Consider the following 21,192-nt stretch of genomic DNA (forward strand, 5'->3'; position numbering starts at 1 on the left):
GTTCAACCCACCCGGAACTGGGCTTCCACCTCGACGGCGACCCGGTGCCCGATCAGCACCCGCGGCGCCGTGATGCCGAGTTCCTGACGGTCGAAGCTGGTGGTCGCGCGCACCGTCAGCAGGCCGTTGACCGGTCCTGCGTGGCGGACGGCGTCCACCGTGACGGCGGTGCTCGTGCCGTGCGCGCTCAGCGTGCCCGCCAGCCGCCAGCCGTCGGCGGTGGTCCGCACTTCGGTGCAGTCGAAGGTCAACCGCGGGTACCGGTCGGTGTCCAGCAGGCGGCTGCCACGTAGGTCCTTGTCGCGGCGGGTGTTCGCGGTGTTGATCCCGGCCAGGTCGAGTTCGGCGTGCACGGCCGTCACCCGGCCGCCCGTTCCGTCGCCGTCGCAGACAACGGTCGCCGACCTGATCGGGACGATGCCGCGAACGGTGTTCAGGCCGAAGTTGCGCACCGCGAATCCTGCTGTGCTGCTCCGCGGGACGATGGCCCACTGACCGGTCGCGAGGCTGCCGGACTGTCGAGTTGCCGAGGTGTCCATGTCGTCAGTCCCTATGCGCCGACGGCGGTGTGGACGACCTGGTACCGCTCGACGCGGTCCGGTCCCGGGAGGAGCGCGGCGTCCTCCCCGGGGAGCAGCGAGGTGCTCATGATCACGTTCGCCGTCTCGTCCAGGGTCTGCTCGTGCTCGGCGATGACGACAGTGATCTGGCCTCCATCGGGCCGGCGCAGGTTGTAGACCGCGACCAGGTCGTCGCGCAGGTCGGCGCGGGCCATGATCGCCGGCTCGATGCGTTCCCGGCCGGCACGGTCGGCGGCTGCGACCAGTTCTGGCGTCCGCGGCCCGTCGAAGTAGGTGAGTTGTGCGTACATGGATCCTCCCGGTGCTCGAAGTGGTGACGTCGAGAATCGGCCGGATCGCGCGCCGTGCCATCAGTGCCGGTACGCAGTTCCGGTACTGAATTCCGCTACTGATGTCGGGCCGTCACCCGGGATACTTCGGACGTGGACCTCATGGTGGGTCGGGAGACCGCGATGGCCGCCGCCGACGCCGCGATCGGTGCTGCCGTGGCGGGCGCCGGTGGCCTGTTGCTGGTCAGCGGTGATCCGGGCATCGGCAAGAGCCGATTCGTCCAGGCCGTCGCCGAGAGAGCAGCGGACCGGGAACTGCAGCCGGCGTGGGGCTACGCGGTCGAGGACGCCGGCGCGCCCGCGTTGTGGCCGTGGCAGCGGGCCTGTCGTGATTGGCCGGAGGTGACGTCCGCACTGGATACCGGTCCGGACGGTGCGGGATTGCAGGACGCCCGGACGAGCTTCGTGATGTTCATGGACGTGTGCGAGCGGATCGTCGAGGTGAGCCGGCAGCGAGGTGTGCTGCTCGTCCTGGAGGACATGCACTGGGCGGACCGGACGTCGGTCGCTCTCCTGCGGCACCTTGCCGGTGAGCTCGAGCGGTCGAATCTGCTGGTGGTGGTGACCTACCGGCAGGAGACGCCGGGCGCGCTGTCGGACGCTCTCGCCGACCTTGCCCGCGCCCGCAATGTCACGACGATCGCACTGGAGGGCCTTCGCGCGGCCGACATCCACACCTGGCTGGATGCCTCCGGTTTTCGGGCGGCTGATGACCTGGCAGCGGCGCTCCGCGAGCGCACCGGCGGAAATGCATTGCTGGTCAAACTGGTCACGCAGGCCCTGTCGTCGATCGACGCCGGGGCCGACCCGCGAGCGGTGGACCGGTTGCTGGCAGGCCGGGCCGATCTACGGCGGCTGATCGCCTCCCGGACCGCCGCCCTTGACCCATCGGGCAGGGAGGCGGTGGCCGCGGCGAGCGTGCTCGGCGAACGACTCGATCCCGGCATCTTGGCCACCATCGTCGATCAACCGGTCTCCTCGGCGACGGACGCGCTCCAGACGGCCGTCGGCGCAGGGGTTCTGCGCGAATCGACCACCCCGGGGGAGTTCGCCTTCGCGCACGCGCTAGTACGGGACGCCATTTATGCCGATCTCCCGGCGTCCGCCCGCGGGCGATGGCACCGCCGGTGCGCGACGGCCCTCGAGTCCGTCGCTGCAGAGTCCGTCGCCGCAGAACCCGCCGCGGGCATCATCGCCAACCACTGGCGACGGGCAACCGGTGCGGACGCCGGCGCGCACTGCCTGCGGTGGGCGAAACTTGCTGCGCGACAGGCCGGCTCGGCCTTCGCCTACGAGGATGCGGCCGGGTTCGCCGAGCTTGCGCTCCGCTGCGCCACCGAAAGTGGCGAGTCCGCCGCTGATCTCGCCGAGTTGACCGTGATGTCCGCGGAGGCGTACTTCGCAGCGGGCAACATCGACGCGAGCCTCGATGCCTGCACGCGCGCAAGTGATCTCGCGCTGGCGGCCGGGCGGCCCGACCTGATGGCGGCGGCGGGCCTTGTCATCCAGGGCATCGGGACACCCGTCCTGAACCGCCGGATCCGCGCCCTGTGCGAGCGTGCCCTGGCGGCATCGGACGACGCTCCGGTCACCACGGCCAGGCTGCTCGTCCAGATCGCCGCCGCAACCGCAGAGGACGAAGGCGGATCCCTCGCCGAGGAGCGGTCGGCCCGTGCACTGGCCGCCGCCGAGGCGACCGGCGATCCCGTCGCGATCCTCGAGGCCCTCGCGGCGCGTCATCTGGCGATCGCCGTCCCGAACATGGTGACCGAGCGGCTGGAGCTCGGCAGGCGTGCCGTCGAACTCGGGAAGGACGCTGACCGCCCGTTGGCCACCATGTGGGGACACCTCTGGCGGGCGGACGCCGCACACCAGGTGGGCAACCTCGTCGAGGTGGACCGGGAGATCGACAGTATCGATGAGATCGCCACCCGCCGGCGCTCCGCCCTGGCCCGCTGGCATCACCACCGGATGCTCGCCGCCCGCACGGCGCTGACCGGTGACTTCGCGCTGGCCCGGACGCACAACCGGCACGCCACCGAACTGGCTCACCGGATGGGCGACCTGTCGCTGGCGGGCATGTCATACGCGTTCAGCCTGCAGCTGGCCCAGGTCCGCGGTGACCCCACGGAACTCCCGCCTGACTTCATGCGGGCGATCGAACACTCACCTCCGCTTCCGCTGGTCAAGGTCGGCCGGGTCATGGCTCTGGCGCTGGCCGGCGACACCGCTGCCGCCCGCGCCTGCTTCGAGTCGTTCCGCGACCTGCCCCGGACCTATCCCGTCGGCGTCCGGTGGGCCGCGACGTTGGCCCAGATCGGTTTGACAGCCGTACTTCTCGACGATGCCGAGGTCGCCGACACGGTGTATGAGCGGCTGGCGCCCGACGCCCTCTACTACAGCGGCGACGGCTCGGGGGCGGTCTATTACTACGGCTCGAACTCGGGTTGGCTGGGTACCTTTGCGCTCACGGCGGGGCGGGTCGACGAGGCAGTGCGGTTGTTCCGTGACGCCATCGCGATGAACGCCCGGATCGGCGCGCGCCCCGCAACGGCCCTGGCGCGGCTCGGCCTCGCCCAGGCGTTGCTAGCGAGAACCATTGGGGGACAGGGGAACCCGACCGATCTGACGGAGGCCCGGGTCCTGGCGACCGATGCGACCGGGGAATTCCGCCGGCTCGACATGCCGGGGCCGCTGGCCTTCGCGACTGCGGTGCTGGCCGACCTCGCGACGGCACGGCCGGCCGGTCCGGCGCTGTCCCCGCGGGAATCGGAGATCGCGGGTCTGGTCGGTGCGTCGCTGTCGAACCGCGCCATCGCCGAGCGGTTGTTCCTCTCCGAACGGACGGTGGAAAGCCACGTCCGGAACATCCTGAGCAAGCTCGGGTTCGCGTCGAGGACGGAGATCGTGCTGTGGGCCGCTGACCGGAGGACACCCTCGGAGGCAGCGCGACAGAAGGGACAAGCGGCGCAGGGGTGACACTGGTGGGGTGAGCACCCCCTCCAGTCGTCGACCCTCCGCCGGCGCCGTCGCGCTGACCGCCACCGCGGCCGCCGCCACCCTCGCCACCTTGACCGGGCTCGGCCGCGCGACGCGTGACCTGCCGACCTCGCTCGGCGCCAGCCGGGCGCAAATCCGCCCGTACGCGGCAGGGTCGCCCCACTTCACTGACGACGCCTTCCACAACACCGAACCGTCACACGTCCTGGCGCCCGGAGAGATGGCGTCGATGCTGCCGGCGTTGATCCGGCATCGCGGCGCCGGAAGGCCGCCGGGAGCCGTGCCTCTGGTCAGTACCGCACCACCTGCCGCGGCCGCCGAGTTGGCCATCACCTGGCTGGGCCATGCGACGGCGCTGCTGGAGATCGACGGCCGGTTCGTGCTCACCGATCCGGTGTGGGGCGAGCGGGTGTCGCCGTCACCGGTGGTGGGGCCGGCCCGGCTGCACCCGGTGCCGATCGGCATCGGGGATCTCCCGGTGCTGGACGCGATCGTCATCTCCCACGACCACTACGACCACCTGGATCTGCCGACGGTGCGCGAGTTGCTTGCACACCAGCAGGCACCGTTCCTGGTGCCGCTCGGCATCGGCGCGCACCTGCGCGGCTGGGGGGTCCCGGAGGACCGGATCATCGAGCTCGACTGGGATGACGAGGCGACGGTCGGCGGGCTGACGGTGACCTGCACCGAATCCCGGCACTTCTCGGGACGGGGGCTTCGCCGCAACACCACCCTCTGGTGTTCATGGGCGATCGTCGGCCCCGAGCACAGCGTGTATTTCGGCGGGGACACCGGCTACACCGCTGCGTTCTCCGGCATCGGGGAGCGGTACGGACCGTTCGACGTCGCCGTGCTCCCGATCGGCGCCTACGGGGACCAGTGGCCCGACATCCATCTCAATCCGGAGGAGGCCGTGCAGGCGCACCTCGATCTGAAGGCCGGCCTGTTCGTCCCGATCCATTGGGCGACCTTCGATCTGGCCCTGCACTCGTGGAGCGAGCCGGTCGAGCGACTGCTGGCCGCGGGCAAGGACATTCGGATCGCGATCCCGCGGCCGGGCGAGCGCCTCGGGGACCTGGCCACGTTGGGCGCTGATGATCACGACGACGATGCATGGTGGCGCACGCTCGGCACGCCGTCGCAGTGACCGATTGCGGCACGTCCGGTCGCTGTAGCCGGCCCGATGCTCCGCAATCGAGAGTCCGCGCCTACCCCCGCCGCAGCTGAGCGAGAGATCGGGCAATCCATTCCGCCATCAGCGTGCGCTCGGCATCAGTGAGGCCCGGAAGGTCGGGCAGCACGGTCAGGAACAGCACCGTCACCGTGCTCACGTCGGTGTCCTGGGTGACCGGCGCCGAGGCGAGGATCGCGGCGGCAACGGCGTCGAACACCGCCTCGGAGAGGCCGGGGTCCCGGTCATCCGGGGGCGAGCCCAGCAGAGCCAGCACGGTTCCGGTGCCGGCAGCGTGAATCATGTCGACGGCGCGTTGTTCGTCGACGCGCAGCTGACCCGCTGCCGCGATGCGTCGCACCCGGGCCCGTAGCACCTCGATGCCCGCAGCCGTGGCCGGTGAGCGGGAGCCGCGGCCAGGCGCGTTGAGGAGCGCATACAGCTCGGCGTTCGCGACACCGAACTCGATGTGCGCTCGCCAGGCGTCCCGCAGATCCGCGACCGGGTCGGTGTGGGGCCTGGCTGCGGCATCGGTCTTGTCGTTGACGTACAGGGCCATGACGTGCTCGGCGACGGCGTCGATCAAGCCGTCCTTGTCGCCGAACAGCCGGTAGATGGTGGGCGCCTGGACCCCGGCCTCCTGGGCGACGGCTCGGGTCGTGACGGCATGGGCGCCTTCGGTTCTCAGCAGTCGCGATGCCGCGTCGACGATGCTCGAACGAACGTCTCCCTGAGCTTGTACGGGCCGCGCTCTCGTCATGGATCAACGATAACACTGACTTGTTGCCGTTGCTATTTCCCGTGCTACCGTCGTGGTGTTAGCGATGGAAACACACCTTGGGGAGAACCATGATCGTCGTCACCGGTGCCACCGGGCAGCTCGGAGCTCGCATCGTCGAAAGCCTGCTGTCGCGCGTTCCCGCGGAAACGCTGGGCGTCAGCGTCCGCGACGTGGCGAAAGCCGCGTCGCTCAGCGACCGGGGGATACGGGTGCGGTCGGGCGACTTCACCGCCCCTGCCACCCTCGAACACGCCTTCGAAGGAGCTGACCAGGTACTCGTCATCTCCGCGTCCATTCGCGGGGCCGACGCGGTCGCCGCCAATTTCGCGGCCATCGACGCCGCCCGCGCGGCCGGCGCGCGGCGGATCCTGTACACCAGCCACCAGGCCGCATCGAAGGAGTCGCTGTTCCCGCCGCAGCTGACCCACGCGGCCACCGAGCAGTACCTGCAAAGCTCGGGGAGCCCGTTCACCGCACTGCGCAACGGGTTCTATGCGACCACCTTCGGCTACTACATCCCACCGGCCCTCGAGTCGGGCCGGCTCGTTCTTCCCGAGGACGGCCCGGTGTCCTGGACGGCGCACGCGGACCTGGCCGAGGCTGCCGCGGTGGCGCTCACCGACGGCGGTGTGCTCGATGGTGTCACGGCGCCGCTCACGGCATCGGAGATGCTGACCTTCGCCGACGTGGCCGACATCCTCAGCGACATCACCGGCCGCAGCATCGAGCGGGTCGTCGTGGCCGACGACGAATGGAAGGCAGCGGCTGTCGACAATGGAATGCCACCGGCAGCAGCAGATTTCACGCTGGGCATGTTCCGTGCGGCACGCCAGGGCGAATTCGCCGTCACGGATCCGACCCTGGAATCGGTCATCGGGCGGCGACCGCATTCGGCCCGCTCCGTGATCGAGACAATCCTGGGCGGAAGCTGACCGGCCGGGACCCGGTCAAAGGGCTTGGCAGAGCGGCAAGGCCAGGGCTAGCGTGTCAGGCACTACCTGACAGGAGCCGTCGTGTCACTCATCGAATTCGCGCTGGGCACCCCGGTCGAAGACGCCGCCCAGGCAGCTCAGACTGCCGCGGTGACCGAAGCTCAGCGTCAGGCCTGGCTCGTGGTCGGCCACAGTCCCGTACCGGGAACCAGCGAGTGGGAACAGGAACAGGCAACCGGCGTCGGCCTCGAACGGCAACGGGCCTGGCAACTGCTGAACATGCGTATCCAGCTCGCGGCGGGACTCGATCCCTTCGAGGAGGTGCTTCAGCTGCGCCGGATAGGCGAAACCTGGGCAACAATCGGCCGCGCGGCCGGCATGACACGCCAATCGGCACACGAAAAATGGGGCCAGCGCGTCCTTTCCGTTCTGGACCGCTACGGATCGGGCGAACTGGGCGGGCCGGTCGCCGACGACGACCCCGTCGGCGTCACCGGAGAGCGGTGAAGACCATGCTGAAAAGGACGATCGCGGTTCTGCTCGGGGTCGCCATCGCCGGAATCATGACGGTCGTCGGTTCGGGCACCGCGTATGCCTGCAGTTGCATGCAGCAATCGTTGACTGATCAGGTGTCATCGGCAGACATCGTCTTCACCGGAACGGCGAAGAGCAGCGACGGATCGCAGAACCCCACGAGTTCAGCTGACCCCGTCCGCTGGACCTTCGCGGTCGATGGGGTCCAGAAGGGCAACGTGACCCGGACCTTCGACGTGGTGTCGGCCTTGGACAGCGCGTCCTGCGGTATTCCGTTCGCGATCGACCAGCGTTATCTGGTGGTCGGATATCTCGACGGCGCAACGATGACAGCCAACCTGTGCGGCGGAACCGTTGCCGTCGATGAACTCCCGGCCGGTGCGTTGGCCTCGCTCGGCACCGGCACCGCGCCGGTCGCAGATACGCCGACCGCGCCAACGCCGGAACCTGCTGCTTCGGTCGAAACGTCGCGCGACTCGTGGGCAGGCCCGATGGTGGTCATCATCGGCCTCGGCGTGGCCGTCATCCTTGGCGCGGCAACGGTTGTCGTCTGGCGACGCCTACGCCGCGATCACTGACCGAACGGCACCGGCCTACGACGGTGGAAGAGCGCGAGCCCGGGCCATCCGGGGCCTCATCAGCAGATAGGCGATGACCGCCGCTCCGACGGTCAGGAAGATCCGATTCGGATCCACCGCCGGGAGCCATTTGACGTTGCCCTCTTTGAGGACGTAGGCGCCGGCCGGTCGGCCGGTCATGCCGAACCCCCCGCCCTCACCCTCTGCCCCCTTCTCGTCGTGGCCATTGCCGCCGCCGGCGCCGCCCCGGACAGCCGCCGCGGGAATGACGGTGACATCACCTTTCTCGTACGGCTCGCCGTACACCCTCTTGACCGTGAAGGTGTCTCGCGCTGAGCCCAACACCTCGTCGAGCTTCATGGTGTGCCTCCTTGCTCGCGCCGGCGGTTCGTCGGCGCACCTCGGCACCCACCCTTCTCCTCCCGGGTCGGACCCGTAAGAGCAGAAGGTCCCCAGCACGCAGAAAGCGACTACCAGATCCGCACCCGGTCGTCCGGGTCGAGCCAGAGACCGTCACCCTGCTGGACACCGAAGGCCTCGTGGAACTCGGTCAGGTTGCGGACCACCTGGTTGCACCGGAACTCCGCGGGCGAGTGCGGATCGATGGACAGCAGCCGCAGCAACTCCGCATCCCGGATCTTGCTCTGCCAGACCGTTGCCCAGGACAGGAAGAACCGCTGCTCGCCGGTCAGCCCGTCGATGACCTCGGCCGGTCGTCCGTCCAGTGAGATCCGCCAGGCCTGGAACGCGATCGCCAGACCGCCGAGATCGCCGATGTTCTCGCCCACGGTCAATGCGCCGTTGACGTGATGCCCGGGTGTCTGCGCGGGCTCCAGGACGTTGTACTGGTCGATCAACTTGCGGGTCAGCGCGTCGAACGCCTCGCGGTCGCTGGCTGTCCACCAGTCGTGCAGTGCGCCGCGGCCGTCGTACTTGGAGCCCTGGTCGTCGAACCCGTGCCCGATCTCATGGCCGATGACGGCGCCGATGCCGCCGTAGTTGACCGCGTCATCGGCCTCGGGATCGAAGAACGGGGGCTGGAGAATCGCTGCGGGGAAGACGATCTCGTTCATCCCCGGGTTGTAGTAGGCGTTCACCGTCTGTGGCGACATGAACCATTCGAGCCGGTCGACGGGGGTGCCGATCTTGGCGAGCTGCCGGTCCAGCTCGAATGCCGCGGCGCGCCGGGCGTTGCCGGCGAGGTCGTCCGCCCGGACCACCAGCGAGCTGTAATCACGCCACCGGTCGGGGTAGCCGATCTTCGGGGTGAAGGCGGCCAACTTGTCCAGGGCCCGCGCCTTGGTCTCCGGGCTCATCCACGGGAGTTCGGTGATGTCGCGCCGGTACGCCTCCAGCAGGTTCGCCACCAATTCGTCCATCCGCTGCTTCGCGGCCGGCGGGAAGTGCCGCTCGACGTACAGCCGGCCGAGTGCCTCACCGGCGGCACTCTCGACGAAGGAGACGCCGCGCTTCCACCGCTCACGCAGCTGCGGGACCCCGGACAGCGTCCGCCCGTAGAACGCGAAGCTCTTCTCGACAAGGTCGTCGGGGCCGAAGGGCGCGAACGACCGGACGATCTGCCAGCGCAGCCAGTCCTTCCAGTCCGGCAGCCGGTCGGCCGTCAAGAGCGCGGCAAGGGCCGCGACGTAGTCGGGCTGCCGGACGACCACCTGGTCGAGCAGCGCAGGGTCGGCGCCGAGCCCGGCGACCCAGGCATCCCACAGCTCAGCCGGCATCAGCTCGCCGAGTTCGGCCCTCGACTTCGGGTTGTACGTCTGGGAGCTGTCCCTGGAACGCACCCGGTCCCAGTGACCCGCCGCCAGGTCGGTCTCCAACCGGTAGATCCGGCCGGCGGCGTCGGCGGCATCCTCCACTCCCGCGATGTCCAGCATCTCCGGCAGGAAACCGGTGTAGGCCGTCCGGATCTCGGCGTGCTGGTCACCCGAGTAGTACGACTCGTCGGGCAGCCCCAGCCCGCCCTGGTACAGGTTCAACACGTAGTGATCGGGGTCGGCGGGGTCACTGTCGATGTCGAGGATGAACGGGCCGCTCATCCCGTCCCGCCGCAACCGGCCGACCTGTTCCACCAGGGCCCGCGGGTCGGTGATGCCGTCGACAACGGCCAGCAGTTCCCGAAGTGGCTCGAGGCCGCGACGCTGCACCGTTGCGGTGTCCATGAAGCTGCGGTACAGGTCGCCGATCAGCTGCTCGGGAGATCCGCTCTCCGCCGTCCCGGCTGCCGCGGCCGTTTCTTCCACGATCGCCCGGCTGTCCGCCTCGGCCCCGTCACGCAGCCGGTAGAACGCGCCGTCCATCGACCTGTCGTCGGGGATGACGGCGGTCGCCAACCAGTCGCCGTTGACGTGCCGGAACAGATCGTCCTGGGGGCGGACGGTCGCGGCACCGTCTGTCACAGTCGGGAACGCGGTCACGTCGTCGGCTCCTTCATCGCAGCTGGATCGAGCTGCTGGGTCTCGTTGCTGGGTCGAGCTGGCTGCCTGTCCATCGTTGCGCGAGACGCTACCCGGCACCGCCGACGGCCCGCTGACAGCACGGACCCGGGGCCGCCGGCCCGCTCACGGACAGCGCTGGAGTGCGGGCGAGGAGGATCCGGGCTTCGATGGGGCTGACCGAACACCACCGGCGGAGACGTCGGGCAGGAATTCCTCGAGCAGGGTGTCCGGCCCGCGCGGTCAGCAACGACGTATCGGGTGAATGGCACCGCCCGGGTGCCGGACGAAAGGATCGGCCGTGAAATACATGATCTTGCTCTACGGCTCGCAGCAGGACTACGACGCCATGACGGGACAGTCGACGACGGCGCCGGCCTGGTCCGGCGAGGACCTGGCCGCGATGGGACAGTTCATGCAGGACTGGAACAACGAGTTGGTCGATTCCGGCGAGTTCGTCGACGCCAAGGGACTCGCCGCCCCGGTGCACACCAGGCGCGTGCAGCTGACCGGCGGTGTACCGGTGGTGACGGACGGGCCGTACGCGGAAAGCCAGGAGGTACTCGCGGGTTACACCATCGTGGAGTGCGAGAGCTTCGACAGGGCAACGGAAATCGGCGCGCGGCTGGCCAAGTGCCCACCGGGACCCGGTGGCGGCGAGGGCCAGTACGTGGACGTGCGACTGATCGACGAGGGCTTCTCCGGTGGGGACGCCGAACCCGGCAGCTGACGTCACAACCGTGACCGATGATGCCGTCGAGGACCTGCTGCGCACGCTGGCGCCGCAGGTCCTCGGCGCGTTGGTCCGCCGGTACGGCAACTTCGACATCGCCGAGGACGCGGTCCAGGAGGCGTTGATCGCGGGGGCCGGCCAGTGGACCGCCGGCAATCTCCCGGACAACCCCCGCAGCTGGCTGATCACCGTCGCCGCCCGCCGGCTCACTGACCTGCTGCGCGCGGACCAGGCCCGGCGCCGCCGGGAGGACACGGTCGCCAGGTGGACCCTCGCCGAGTCGACGGGCACGGCCGACGAGCCGTCGACAAGGACGGGCCGTCAGGTCGACGACTCGCTCACCCTGCTCTTCCTGTGCTGCCACCCGTCGCTGTTGCCCGACGCGCAGATCGCCCTGACCCTGCGGGCCGTCGGCGGCCTGACCACGGCCGAGATCGCCCGCGCATTCCTGGTTCCGGAACAGACGATGGCCCGCCGGATCAGCCGGGCCAAGCTGCGAATCAAGAACAGCGGGATCCCGTTCGGGCTGCCCGCGTCGGCCGAGCGCCCAGGCAGGACCGCCGCCGTGCTCCATGTGCTGTATTTGATCTTCAACGAGGGCTACGTCAGCACGTCGGGGCCGAGCCTCTACCGCGCCGAACTGTCGACCGAGGCGATCAGGCTGGCTCGGCTGCTGCACCGGCTGCTACCCGATGACGGCGAGGTGGCCGGCCTGCTGGCATTGATGCTGCTGACGGACGCACGCCGCCCCGCGCGCAGCGGTCCCGACGGCGAGCTGGTTCCGATGGCCGAGCAGGACCGCACCCGGTGGGACACGGCGTCGATCGCCGAGGGCGTCGCACTGCTGACCGGCGCACTGCCGCGCGGGAGCACCGGGCCGTACCAGTTGCAGGCGGCGATCGCGGCCGTCCACGACGAGGCACCCACCGCGGCGGACACCGACTGGCCGCAGATCCTGGCGCTGTACGAGCTGCTGCTGTCGATCTCGGACACCCCGGTGGTTGCGCTCAACCACGCCGTCGCGGTGGCCATGGTGCACGGCCCGCGGGCCGGGTTGCAGCATCTGTCGGAGTTGGAGAGTGGGCAACGGCTGACTGAGGCCGACCTCGGCCACGACCATCGGCTGGCCGCCGTCCGCGGCCACCTGCTGGAGCTCGACGGGGACCTCAGCGGGGCCGCGGCCGCCTACCGGGCGGCAGCGCTCCAGACGACCAGCCCCACCCAGCAGCGCTACCTGCGGATGAAGGCGGCACGACTGGGCTGACCGGGGTATCGCCGACCAGCGACCTGTGTTGGCGCTAGTGAATGCCGGACGACCGGCGGACCATCATGCGGAGGCGACGATGCGAGCAGTGTGGAATGACACGGTATTGGCCGAGAGCGACCGGACGGTCGTCGTCGAGGGCAATCACTACTTTCCGCCGGACTCGGTGAAGTGGGATCTGCTGGATTCGACGGACACCACCACGCGGTGCCCGTGGAAGGGTCAGGCCACCTACTACTCCGCACGGGTGGGCGACGCGGTCGGTAACGACGTCGCCTGGACCTATGTCGACCCGAAGGCGGCCGCCAAGGAGATCACCGAGCACGTCGCCTTCTGGCGCGGGGTACGCATCGAGTCGTGATCGGTCAGCTCCGGACGTCGATCCCAGGAACGTGCCCGCGGAGCCAGTCCGACCAACGGGGTTCCTCCGCAGCGGCGACCCGGTCGCCGCCAGGACCGTAGAGATACCCGCGGACCAGGACGGTGGCGCCAGGCTGGTCGTAGACGCCGATCTCCACGATGCCGGCGTGCGGTTCGTCGGTGCGCAGGGTGATCGATCGGCGGCCGACATCGACGATGGTGCCCACGGTCTCAGGAGCGTCACCGCCCAGCCGGACCTCTGACCCCACCGGCAGATCCGCGACGCCCAGCACCTTCAGCAGGTCGCGGCCCACGTCATCGGGGCTCCGATCGGCAACCGTTCCCGCCGCCTGCAACGAGACCGCTGTACCGCCCGGGAAGTAGGTCAGCGCGAGCCGGAGATTGCGCAGTGCGGCCACCCATCCCTCATCGGTTCCCTCGAGATGCTTCTCCCAGCCATCACCGCCGGTGAAGAAGCCGCTGACCAGCCGCACCACGCAACTGCCGCCGTCCTTGGCGCTGACCAGCATCTCGGTCGCCCACGGCGGCGCATCCGGGCTGTCCGGATTCCAGTCCCGCTCCTCGTAGACGAAGCGTCGCGGCGGCTCCCACCGGGTGACGACACCCTCGGACTTCCCGAAGGAGCCGTGGTCCGTGGTGATCCGGCCACCTTCCCGTTCCTCCACCTCGGCAGGGACGAACCAGGTCGCGATGCCGGGGCCGGTGGCGATCGCCTGCCAGACGGCCTCGGGACTGCCCGGCACCTCCACCTGGTGCGCACTCACCCTGGCTGTCGGCTCTTCGGGGTCGAAGTCGGTCATTGATCCTCCTCGGTCGGGGTGCCGAGCGGAACGTCGGCGGGGATGGGATGGACGCCGACCAGCACCCGGTGCCAGCGGCCGTCGGTGGCGGTCTCGTCGTGATAGCGGGCCGCGAGCCGCACCACCGCCTCTGCCAGTTCGTCGGCGAAGGCCGCGCGGTCGTCCGGGCTGCCGAACCTGACGTCGGCATCCACCGCAAGGACGGGGAGCCGGTCGCCCTGCGCCCTGGCCCGCAGGGACATGCCGCCGACCTCCCGGATCAGCCTCCCGGCGAGGGCCAGCAGGTAGCCGGCGGACAACCGGTCGCGGGAGGCGCGCGGATCCGCCGCGGCGTCGCCGAGCGCCTCCGGGGACACCACGTACCCCGACGCCGACGCGACCAGCCGGCGTTCGGTCAGGCCGCCCCACTGCCGGGTGTCTGCAACCGTGACCAGACCCTGGTCCTCCAGCTTCCGCAGGTGGTAGTTGACCACCTGACGGGTCATGCCGACCCTGCCCGCCAGTTGCGACGCCGACGCCGGAACCTGAAGTTCTGCAAGCAGTCTCGAGCGCACCGGATCCAGCGCGGCCACCGCGGTCCCCGGATCCGAGATGACCTCCACCGGTTCCATGCGGACCCATGCTGCCGTTGACAAATAATTCTGTCAAGGGTTTCAGACGGCCTCCACCACCTCCCTTTCCCCAGGAATGCCACGGTCGACCGCGATCGGCGGCTGCGAACCGCGGGGCCAGACCCGGTAGTGCTCAAAGGCAATCGGCACGCCTCGTGCGATGAACGGGTCGGCGGCGTCCATCACCTGGATGTGCAGGTGCGGCTGGGTGGAGTTGCCAGAGTTCCCGCACCGGCCAATGACGTCCCCGGTGTTCACCGCATCGCCCGGCCGCACCTGGATGGACCCGGCGCGGAGATGCGCGAGGACGATAAACGCCCCAGGCACGTCCAACTCGACGATCACGTGGTTGCCGGCGATGGCCGCCGCGCCGGCGCGCACCCTGGACGCCTGGGTCACCGCGTACGAGAGCAGCGCGAACTGCGAGCGTCGGGCCGAGTGATCCGGCTCTCCGTCGTGCACGGCGAGCACCCGACCGTTCGCCGGCGCGAGGATGGGTCGATCGAAGGCGAAGAACCGCTCCGGCGGCTCGGTGGACAGCAGCGTCCGCCAGTCCCGCTCCGGCGCGGTTCGCCTGCCCTCCACGGCGACGAAGTCGATGGCGTACGTCGTCGCGAACAGATGCGTGCCGTGGCTCGGCACCCGGCGCGCCGGACTGTTCTGCACGAGCCAGCGACCGCGGAACGGCAGGGCGAGCAGCACCGGGTCTGGTTCGGTCACCGTCGCGCCTCCCGGTTGGTAGTGGCAGTTCCGGGTCAAGGTGGGAACGGTACCGGCGGCCATATTCGAGGCGATCCCGGCGCAATGCTCGACCGGGCTACCGGAGCTCCTATCGCGGTACATGGCCCTGACCGACCGTGCGGGACCCCTCCACCCGGAATCCGGGTCAGTGGACCACCGCCATCGTCTCAACTTCCGTTGTATCTGAGCGCCAACGGCGGGGTCCGTTAGTCGACCAACCAATGCCGTCCGCGCGGCGGATCGGCCCGACGATCGGAAAGGACCACCATGACCACGTACGACCAGGAGGAGCGGGCCGACCGCGCGTTCCTCGACGCCAGCCTCCGGGAGCTACAGCTCGCGAGTACGACGCAGGCCCAGGCTCTCGGCGGCGGCTCGGTTCTGACGGAAATCGCCGACAACGCTGTGGCGGACGTTGAACTCGAGCAGTGGTATCAAGGTTTGCAGCTCCCCACCGAGACTTCTCAGTCCGCCAGCGATTTCGCGGTGAGTTTCACGCCGCAGGTCGGCCCGCTGAACACCGGGTACATCGCCTTCAACGGCGGCGTACCGGTCGGCGGCTTCGCGCAACTGACCCTGTTCCAAAGCGGGAACTTCAACTTCAACGGCCATTTCCACGTCTCGGGCGCCCCCAGTTACAACGTCGGCTTTGCCGTGGGTGTGCGGAGCAGCCGCGGCGTTCTCTACACCTTCCTCAAGTCGGGGCACCTGGCCGGAACCTTCGAACCAGGTTCGCGCGACTTCGACTGGAGCGTGCAGGAGTTCCGGGCGGTCATCCGCGAGGACTGGCCGAACCTCGCGGTGAATTCCACCTGGTGGTGGAATGCCCGCGTCAACTGGGACCCGCTGGCGATCGTCAACTCGGTCAAGACCCTGGCCTCTACCGTCGGAGCCGTCGCTTCGGTGATTGCCCTGGTCTGAACGGGACTGCTCGAGGGGAGTGGGCCGGGCCCGAGGAGGTGCTCGGTCCACTCCCGGCTCAGCCGGTCAGATCGAAACCGCCGCCGATGCAGACAAAACCGGCAGCCGCAGGCAGGGTGTCGCCGTCCGCCGCGGCCTGCGCGAGGGCCAGCGCGGAGGCCGCCGACTCCCCGGCCAGCAGCTGAGCGTGGAACGCCGTCATCACCGGTTCGGTGTCCGTGTCCGGGATCGGGACCACCGTGGCGATCACCTGCCGAGCCCCGTGCGCAAGAAGCGTTGCCGTCAACCCGAGCAGTTCCTCGCCGGCCACGACGGCGTCCCGCCCGGTGTTGCAGCCGGCCAGCACGACGAGCCGCGGCACCGGCGTGAGTTGTTGCAGGTCATATCCGGTCATCGGACCGTCGGTCAGTTGCAGCGATGAGAAGAGCGGATGCTCGGCACGAACCCGGCCGTGGGTCGCGAGGTGGGCGACGTCGGCTCCGGCCAACGCGCCCTGCACAGCCCGGACCGTCGCATCCGGACCTGACAGGGCTGATACCCCGTACATCTGCGCGATCGACTGGGCCTCCCGCAGGGCGCCGGGGAGCCCCGGCCCGGCGACAACGACCGTCCGTCCCGAAAGGGGGGCGGCCAGGGACGCCGCGTGCCAGGTGGTAGCCGAGGGTGCGACTGTGACCGGGCGCTGGGTGCACGACGGCAGCGTCGACCAGGGCAACGACTGCAGCGGCCCGGTGGGCACGACGATCAGCGGTCGGTCGCCAACGGCATCGGCCAGCGGCGCGAGCAACTGGGCATTCAGCCGGGTGGTGGCGTCCCGCAGGAGCCGACGGATCGCCGCAGGATCGTTCGCGCCCGTCGCCAGCCGGTGCAAGGCGAACGAGAGCCGGTCGACCAGTGCGCGCAGCGGTTCGATGGGGCCCAGCGTTCTCCAGTGCGCCTGACCATCGGCGATGGCCAAGGCAAACAGCGCGCCGTCGAGTTCGACATACTCGACCAGCGCACGGCTACCCAGCGCAGACGACAGTGGTGACAGTTCTATCGGTGTGGTTGGCAGACCGACGACCCCCGGACGACGTCTGGACATGTCCCGAATCCGCCGCTCAGCAGCCAGTTGGCGACCAACGGCCGTGGCCGAATCACGCCCTGCCGTCACCGCGGCGTTCACGTCGGCCACAACCAACCGCAGATCGGCAAGGTGGATGGCGAGTTCGTCGTCGTCCGGAGGCAGTAGCGGCGGGAGCAGCAAGTGACTGGCGCGCCCATATTCGGCCCAGGTAAGAATCGCGTCCGGCCGCCCTCCCTCGATGGCGATCCGAAGTCCCAGGGTCGCAAGCCCGATCCGATGGACAGCAGAGTGGGCGCGTAGGTCAGCGGCGCCCAGGCCGGAGCGGTGCTCATCGAGCACGCGCAGTCCGGCCCGCACCGCGCTGAGCGCACCACGCCGGCGTCCGTTCTGCCAGCGCAGTCGAGCCTCGGCATGCCAAGCTGCCGCCCGCGTCGCCGCGGGTCCCCGACGTCGACCGGTGGAGGCCAATGCGAGCTGGGAGCTGCCTTGGTCGCCGGAGCCACGTTCCGCCTCGAGCTCGGCCAGCAGCAGTCGCGCCTCGATCGCGTCGGCCCGCCAACCGGCCGAGTCCAGCGCATCGGCGGCTCGTCGCAGCGCTCGGAGAGAGACCCGTGAGCGATCCTGACCGGCCGCGCGGCCGGCCAGGACCAGGAAATGCGCCAAGGCCTGCCCTCTGGAGCGTCCGAGCCGGGCGAACTCGCGCACTGCCCGGCGCGCTGACATCGTGGCGCTCTCCGGATCGCCGTCCAGCAAGGCTATGCGTGCCAACAGCAGCCGGACATCGGGAAGCGAGATCCGCTGGCCCTCCCGTTCCAGCGCGGTTGCCGCTTCCCTTGCGATGGTCCGAGCCTCGGCCACGAGCCCGACGCTGACGAGCAGGTTGGCTCGATCCTCCAGCAGGAAACCGACCTGGGCGCCGAGTCGACGCAAGGTCTCTTCGGCCCGATCCAAATGCTGCAAGGCATTCGGGATGTCGCCCCGGAGGGTGTCCACCCAGCCCAGGTTCTGCTCGATGAAAGCGACCGAGAGCTCGATGCCGAGCTCATTGTTCAGCCGCAGAGCCTCCGTCAGGTCGGCCTTCGCCATGGCGAAACGGAATCGTCGAGCATGCCCGAGTCCGCGATTGGCGAGCAGACGCTTGAGCCACATGAGGTCCCCGGCCGCCCGGAGGACCGGCGCTGCGGCCTCGAGGGCCTCGAGCCCGGGATCCAAGCGGCCGAGCTGGAGCAGGATCGCTCCCTTCTGCGCCAAGGCCCGCGCCCGGTCGATACCGGCGGACTCCGCCACAACCCCGTCGATCTCCCGCAGCGCCGGGACTGGCCGGCCGGCAACATTGAGCACGCCGGCCAGCCGAAGTCGCGCCTCCACCGCGATCTGGGCGTCGCCGGCCCGACGCCCGAGCGCGGCGGCCGCCCGGAGGTGGCGCACCGCATTGTCGGTGTTCTCCAGGTGCAGAGCGGCGATCCCCAACGCACACTCCGCTCTCGCGGCAGCGCCGAACTCGCCGACCACTCGAGCTCGGCGGGCGAGGGCGGTCGCGGCCACAACGGATTTGCCGGGGTCGGACTCGGCGACCCGGAGCGCCTCCATGGCAGCCGTCCGCAATGTGCCGGTTTCGGTCAAGTCAACAGAATGGCCTGGGCCGTGGCGGCATTCAACAGCACGCGACAGATGCGTGACCGGCGGAGGTATCACGGGCAAACGGAGCGGGTCCGTCCTTCGCAGAGAACCACTGCATATACCCCGCTTTCCCGGAAGGATGCTGGTATGGCGATCGATAGCGACGACCTGTTCATCGACACCCGCGATGAGCGCATCGTGTTGGCCAAGCTGTTGGACATCCCCGGACTGGGCCATTCCGGGATCGAGCGCAGCCCCCGGCTCGGGCTGACGAAGGTCACGCTCACCGGCGTGACGACCGCCGTCGCCCGGCTTCGTGCTGACGCCGGCCCGCAGACATCTGCGGCGATGGTTGCCCAGTTCGGGGTGGATGATCACACCTTGATCGACATGGATGTGCCAATTGCGGTCGTCCGGGAGTGGGCGCGGACCACCTTCCCCAATTGGCGGCCTGTCATCGATCGGGATCATGACGACGGGCCGGTCGAGTCGAACCCGCATCACAAGATCAGCATCGGCCCGCCCGTCGAAGAACCGGCCGAGCCGTCGACCCGTGTGCCACCGGGCGAGCCGGTCGGACCAAGCGTGGGGATTGCGGACACCCAGATATACGCCCACGATGATCTTGCCGGCCGCTATCTGGGCCGGCCGCTGACCGGCGATGGACCGTTCCCGAGCGGGACTTCCGGGCACGCGACCTTCGTGGCCGGAACCGTCCTCAGCCGGTGTCCCAGCGCGCTGCTCGTTGCCCGGCGTGTGCTCGTCAGGAAACAGTTGGATGTCGACAGGGAACAGTCGGACGTCGATACGGAACAGTCGGTCGTCCCCAGGGAACAGTCGGACGTCGATACGGAACAGTCGGACCGGTCCTGGGACGTCGCGAACCGCCTGATGGGCTTCCTGGACGACGACATCGACGTGCTGAACATGTCCTTCGGGTGCAAAGCTGAGGGTGGAGAACCGTTGCCGATGCGCCGGGCGATGGATGTGCTGGGCCAGCGCACCGTTCTGGTGGCAGCGGTCGGGAACCATGCACAAGAAGACGGGAACCGACCTCTCTACCCCGCGGCGTTCGGCAATGTCCTCGCCGTGGGAGCTGCGGAGGCCGTGCGAGGCTCGGCACTGGCGACGGACGCCGGCGAACTTGCTGACACCACCCCCGACGTCCCATGGCTTGATCTCGTGGCGCCAGGTGTGAACCAGGTGGGTCCGTACCTCGTTGGCAAGGTGAACGCGGGTCCGGGAATCGTGGGCTCGAAGCCCGCGCGCTTCGCGTCGGGCTACGTGAAGTGGTCGGGCAGCTCCTTTGCAGCCGCCGCGGCCAGCGGGGCGATCGCCGAGCTGATGGTCGAGCTCCGGATCGACGCCTTCGCCGCTCGCGACGTCCTGCTCAAGGATGGCAACGGGAAGGTACAGCCGTTCGCCTTTGACCTCCGCGGTCAAGGGCTACGGTCGTAGCCGTTCATCGGATCAGGAGGGCGCACAGTGGCGGTCGAACAGTCGGTTTCGGTCCTGGTCCGGCAAGCAGTTGCCGGCGACGAGGACGCCTGGGCCGCCATCGTCGATCGGTACGCGACGCTCGTCTGGTCCGTCTGCCGCCGATTCGGACTTCCTCCGGCCGATGCCGACGACGTCGCCCAAGCTGTCTGGCTCAGGCTGCTGGAGCACCTGCCCGGCCTGCGAGAGCCGGCCGCGCTCCCCGGCTGGTTGGCGACGACGACCCGACGGGAGTGTTTACGGCACGCCCAGAAAGCCCAACGCAGGAACTCCCACGAGGCGCCGCTGTTCGACGAAACTCAAACACAGCCGGCATCGGTCGAACTGGACGATTGGCTCCTGCGGGCCGAGCGCCTCGACGCGTTGCGTGCAGCGTTCGCGTCTCTCGGCGAAAAGTGCCGAAGGCTGCTCAGCGTTCTGCTGCGTGACCCAGCACCGGCGTATGCGGAGATCAGCCTCGAGCTGGACATGCCGATCGGCAGCATCGGACCCATCCGTGCACGCTGCCTGGAAAACTTGCGTCGCACACCGGAGCTTTCGGCCCTCCTGAACGCCGATGTTCGGGGGTCACAATGATCAGCGACTGGCAGGACGACGATGCGCTGCTGGGAGACCTGGGCGCCGCGCTGGCGGAGCGTGACGAGACACCACCGAGCATCGCCGAGGCTGGACGGGCGGTGTATACCTGGCGAACGGTCGATGCCGAGCTGAGCGAGCTCACACATGACTCGGCCGAAGTTGACGGGACTTTGGTCCGAGGCCCTGTCTCCGATCGACGGAGCCTCACTTTCCGCTCGACCGGCTTGACCATCGAACTCGATGTCGAACGCGACCCCGACGCAATCCGCGGCCAGGTGACGGGGATCGACGTGCCGCCGTCGGTCACGATTGAGATCGTCGACGGCGAGCCCCTGACGGCGTTGGTCGACGATGTGGGCTACTTCGCCTTCGCCCCCCTCATGCTGTCCGGCGTCAGGTTCCGTCTGCGGTGCGATGGCGTCGTGACGCCGTGGATCAACTGATTCCGGCAAGAAGACCAACAGACGGAACACAAGAGACCGCCCGGGTACGCGCCCGTCACCGAGAATTCACCTAACGTTCACCCTGCCGCTCCGCTCTGCACGATTGAGCACGATCGCCGGTCGAACAACCGCGATCAGGACACGCAAGTACCCAAGGGCAAACGAATCCCAACATTTATC

21 protein-coding genes are annotated in these 21,192 nt (G+C 69.1%); 12 read left to right on the forward strand and 9 right to left on the reverse strand.

All coding sequences use genetic code 11. The features are described from left to right. Positions 1–2: 2 nt before the first annotated feature. Complete coding sequence (locus ACVBEQ_RS02035; RefSeq protein ID WP_447151735.1) at positions 3–539, reverse strand: YceI family protein; 537 nt, start codon at positions 537–539, stop codon at positions 3–5. An 11-nt stretch (positions 540–550) separates the two neighbouring features. Continuing rightward, positions 551–871, reverse strand: coding sequence for a hypothetical protein (locus ACVBEQ_RS02040; RefSeq protein WP_447151736.1), 321 nt, complete (start codon positions 869–871; stop codon positions 551–553). Between the two features lie 141 nt (positions 872–1,012). Between ACVBEQ_RS02040 and ACVBEQ_RS02045 the strand changes: the two genes are divergently transcribed. After that, positions 1,013–3,889: an ATP-binding protein gene (locus ACVBEQ_RS02045; RefSeq protein ID WP_447151821.1), complete on the forward strand. Its 2,877-nt coding sequence runs from the start codon at positions 1,013–1,015 to the stop codon at positions 3,887–3,889. Between the two features lie 55 nt (positions 3,890–3,944). Next, complete coding sequence (locus tag ACVBEQ_RS02050) at positions 3,945–5,057, forward strand: MBL fold metallo-hydrolase (RefSeq protein WP_447151822.1); 1,113 nt, start codon at positions 3,945–3,947, stop codon at positions 5,055–5,057. 61 nt (positions 5,058–5,118) lie between these two features. Here the strand turns inward: ACVBEQ_RS02050 and ACVBEQ_RS02055 are convergent, their stop codons facing one another. Next, a complete protein-coding gene (locus ACVBEQ_RS02055; RefSeq protein ID WP_447151737.1) occupies positions 5,119–5,841 on the reverse strand; it encodes a TetR/AcrR family transcriptional regulator in 723 nt (240 codons plus the stop codon). An 89-nt stretch (positions 5,842–5,930) separates the two neighbouring features. Here ACVBEQ_RS02055 and ACVBEQ_RS02060 point away from each other — a divergent pair, with 89 nt between their 5' ends. From ACVBEQ_RS02060 to ACVBEQ_RS02070, 3 genes are all read left to right on the forward strand, one after another. After that, positions 5,931–6,794 (forward strand): NmrA family NAD(P)-binding protein, encoded by an 864-nt coding sequence (locus tag ACVBEQ_RS02060; protein ID WP_447151738.1) that lies wholly within the window; start codon positions 5,931–5,933, stop codon positions 6,792–6,794. Between the two features lie 81 nt (positions 6,795–6,875). Then, positions 6,876–7,301 (forward strand): hypothetical protein, encoded by a 426-nt coding sequence (locus tag ACVBEQ_RS02065; protein ID WP_447151739.1) that lies wholly within the window; start codon positions 6,876–6,878, stop codon positions 7,299–7,301. Further along, a complete protein-coding gene (locus tag ACVBEQ_RS02070) occupies positions 7,298–7,906 on the forward strand; it encodes a hypothetical protein (protein ID WP_447151740.1) in 609 nt (202 codons plus the stop codon). The genes ACVBEQ_RS02065 and ACVBEQ_RS02070 overlap by 4 nt, the downstream gene beginning before the upstream one ends. A gap of 15 nt (positions 7,907–7,921) precedes the next feature. On the opposite strand, the gene ACVBEQ_RS02075 is transcribed toward ACVBEQ_RS02070, so the two are convergent. Continuing rightward, complete coding sequence (locus ACVBEQ_RS02075; RefSeq protein WP_447151741.1) at positions 7,922–8,266, reverse strand: spore germination protein GerW family protein; 345 nt, start codon at positions 8,264–8,266, stop codon at positions 7,922–7,924. 110 nt (positions 8,267–8,376) lie between these two features. Further along, positions 8,377–10,338, reverse strand: coding sequence for a M13 family metallopeptidase (locus tag ACVBEQ_RS02080; protein WP_447151742.1), 1,962 nt, complete (start codon positions 10,336–10,338; stop codon positions 8,377–8,379). Positions 10,339–10,657: 319 nt separating this feature from the next. Between ACVBEQ_RS02080 and ACVBEQ_RS02085 the strand changes: the two genes are divergently transcribed. The 3 genes from ACVBEQ_RS02085 (at position 10,658) to ACVBEQ_RS02095 (ending at position 12,714) form a co-directional block, all read left to right on the forward strand. Then, the gene (locus ACVBEQ_RS02085; RefSeq protein WP_447151743.1) at positions 10,658–11,086 is read left to right on the forward strand and encodes a YciI family protein; all 429 of its coding nucleotides are present in this window, start codon (positions 10,658–10,660) and stop codon (positions 11,084–11,086) included. 10 nt (positions 11,087–11,096) lie between these two features. Continuing rightward, positions 11,097–12,353: an RNA polymerase sigma factor gene (locus ACVBEQ_RS02090; protein WP_447151744.1), complete on the forward strand. Its 1,257-nt coding sequence runs from the start codon at positions 11,097–11,099 to the stop codon at positions 12,351–12,353. 79 nt (positions 12,354–12,432) lie between these two features. Beyond that, positions 12,433–12,714 carry a DUF427 domain-containing protein gene (locus ACVBEQ_RS02095; RefSeq protein WP_447151745.1) on the forward strand — a complete coding sequence of 94 codons (282 nt, stop codon included), beginning with the start codon at positions 12,433–12,435 and terminating at the stop codon, positions 12,712–12,714. 4 nt (positions 12,715–12,718) lie between these two features. Here the strand turns inward: ACVBEQ_RS02095 and ACVBEQ_RS02100 are convergent, their stop codons facing one another. From ACVBEQ_RS02100 to ACVBEQ_RS02110, 3 genes are read right to left on the reverse strand one after another with little or no spacing between them, the layout of a single operon-like run. Then, positions 12,719–13,534 carry an SRPBCC family protein gene (locus ACVBEQ_RS02100; RefSeq protein ID WP_447151746.1) on the reverse strand — a complete coding sequence of 272 codons (816 nt, stop codon included), beginning with the start codon at positions 13,532–13,534 and terminating at the stop codon, positions 12,719–12,721. Further along, entirely contained in the window at positions 13,531–14,145 is a 615-nt protein-coding gene (locus ACVBEQ_RS02105; RefSeq protein WP_447151747.1) for an ArsR/SmtB family transcription factor, read from the reverse strand. Before ACVBEQ_RS02105 ends, ACVBEQ_RS02100 begins: the two co-directional genes overlap by 4 nt. Positions 14,146–14,187: 42 nt before the next feature. Then, entirely contained in the window at positions 14,188–14,865 is a 678-nt protein-coding gene (locus ACVBEQ_RS02110) for a M23 family metallopeptidase (RefSeq protein ID WP_447151748.1), read from the reverse strand. 288 nt (positions 14,866–15,153) lie between these two features. Between ACVBEQ_RS02110 and ACVBEQ_RS02115 the strand changes: the two genes are divergently transcribed. Further along, positions 15,154–15,807 (forward strand): hypothetical protein, encoded by a 654-nt coding sequence (locus ACVBEQ_RS02115; RefSeq protein WP_447151749.1) that lies wholly within the window; start codon positions 15,154–15,156, stop codon positions 15,805–15,807. Between the two features lie 58 nt (positions 15,808–15,865). Here ACVBEQ_RS02115 and ACVBEQ_RS02120 read toward each other — a convergent pair whose 3' ends face one another. Continuing rightward, complete coding sequence (locus ACVBEQ_RS02120; RefSeq protein WP_447151750.1) at positions 15,866–18,496, reverse strand: CHAT domain-containing protein; 2,631 nt, start codon at positions 18,494–18,496, stop codon at positions 15,866–15,868. 144 nt (positions 18,497–18,640) lie between these two features. On the opposite strand from ACVBEQ_RS02120, the gene ACVBEQ_RS02125 reads away from it, so the two are divergent. Genes ACVBEQ_RS02125 through ACVBEQ_RS02135 form a run of 3 tightly spaced genes read left to right on the forward strand, consistent with a single transcriptional unit; the run spans position 18,641 to position 21,012 of the window. Further along, a complete protein-coding gene (locus ACVBEQ_RS02125; protein ID WP_447151751.1) occupies positions 18,641–19,951 on the forward strand; it encodes a S8 family serine peptidase in 1,311 nt (436 codons plus the stop codon). Positions 19,952–19,978: 27 nt separating this feature from the next. Beyond that, positions 19,979–20,566: an RNA polymerase sigma factor gene (locus tag ACVBEQ_RS02130; protein WP_447151752.1), complete on the forward strand. Its 588-nt coding sequence runs from the start codon at positions 19,979–19,981 to the stop codon at positions 20,564–20,566. Continuing rightward, positions 20,563–21,012 (forward strand): hypothetical protein, encoded by a 450-nt coding sequence (locus ACVBEQ_RS02135; RefSeq protein ID WP_447151753.1) that lies wholly within the window; start codon positions 20,563–20,565, stop codon positions 21,010–21,012. The genes ACVBEQ_RS02130 and ACVBEQ_RS02135 overlap by 4 nt, the downstream gene beginning before the upstream one ends. Positions 21,013–21,192: the final 180 nt, after the last annotated feature.

Source organism: Nakamurella sp. GG22, assembly GCF_052976845.2.

What these genes read in the sequence shown, in the direction of transcription:
- ACVBEQ_RS02035 (WP_447151735.1), bottom strand. Translation starts at nt 539, where the DNA reads ATGGACACCTCGGCAACTCGACAGTCCGGCAGCCTCGCGACCGGTCAG.
- ACVBEQ_RS02040 (WP_447151736.1), bottom strand. Translation starts at nt 871, where the DNA reads ATGTACGCACAACTCACCTACTTCGACGGGCCGCGGACGCCAGAACTG.
- ACVBEQ_RS02045 (WP_447151821.1), top strand. Translation starts at nt 1,013, where the DNA reads ATGGTGGGTCGGGAGACCGCGATGGCCGCCGCCGACGCCGCGATCGGT.
- ACVBEQ_RS02055 (WP_447151737.1), bottom strand. Translation starts at nt 5,841, where the DNA reads ATGACGAGAGCGCGGCCCGTACAAGCTCAGGGAGACGTTCGTTCGAGC.
- ACVBEQ_RS02060 (WP_447151738.1), top strand. Translation starts at nt 5,931, where the DNA reads ATGATCGTCGTCACCGGTGCCACCGGGCAGCTCGGAGCTCGCATCGTC.
- ACVBEQ_RS02075 (WP_447151741.1), bottom strand. Translation starts at nt 8,266, where the DNA reads ATGAAGCTCGACGAGGTGTTGGGCTCAGCGCGAGACACCTTCACGGTC.
- ACVBEQ_RS02095 (WP_447151745.1), top strand. Translation starts at nt 12,433, where the DNA reads ATGCGAGCAGTGTGGAATGACACGGTATTGGCCGAGAGCGACCGGACG.
- ACVBEQ_RS02100 (WP_447151746.1), bottom strand. Translation starts at nt 13,534, where the DNA reads ATGACCGACTTCGACCCCGAAGAGCCGACAGCCAGGGTGAGTGCGCAC.
- ACVBEQ_RS02105 (WP_447151747.1), bottom strand. Translation starts at nt 14,145, where the DNA reads ATGGAACCGGTGGAGGTCATCTCGGATCCGGGGACCGCGGTGGCCGCG.
- ACVBEQ_RS02115 (WP_447151749.1), top strand. Translation starts at nt 15,154, where the DNA reads ATGACCACGTACGACCAGGAGGAGCGGGCCGACCGCGCGTTCCTCGAC.
- ACVBEQ_RS02125 (WP_447151751.1), top strand. Translation starts at nt 18,641, where the DNA reads ATGGCGATCGATAGCGACGACCTGTTCATCGACACCCGCGATGAGCGC.
- ACVBEQ_RS02135 (WP_447151753.1), top strand. Translation starts at nt 20,563, where the DNA reads ATGATCAGCGACTGGCAGGACGACGATGCGCTGCTGGGAGACCTGGGC.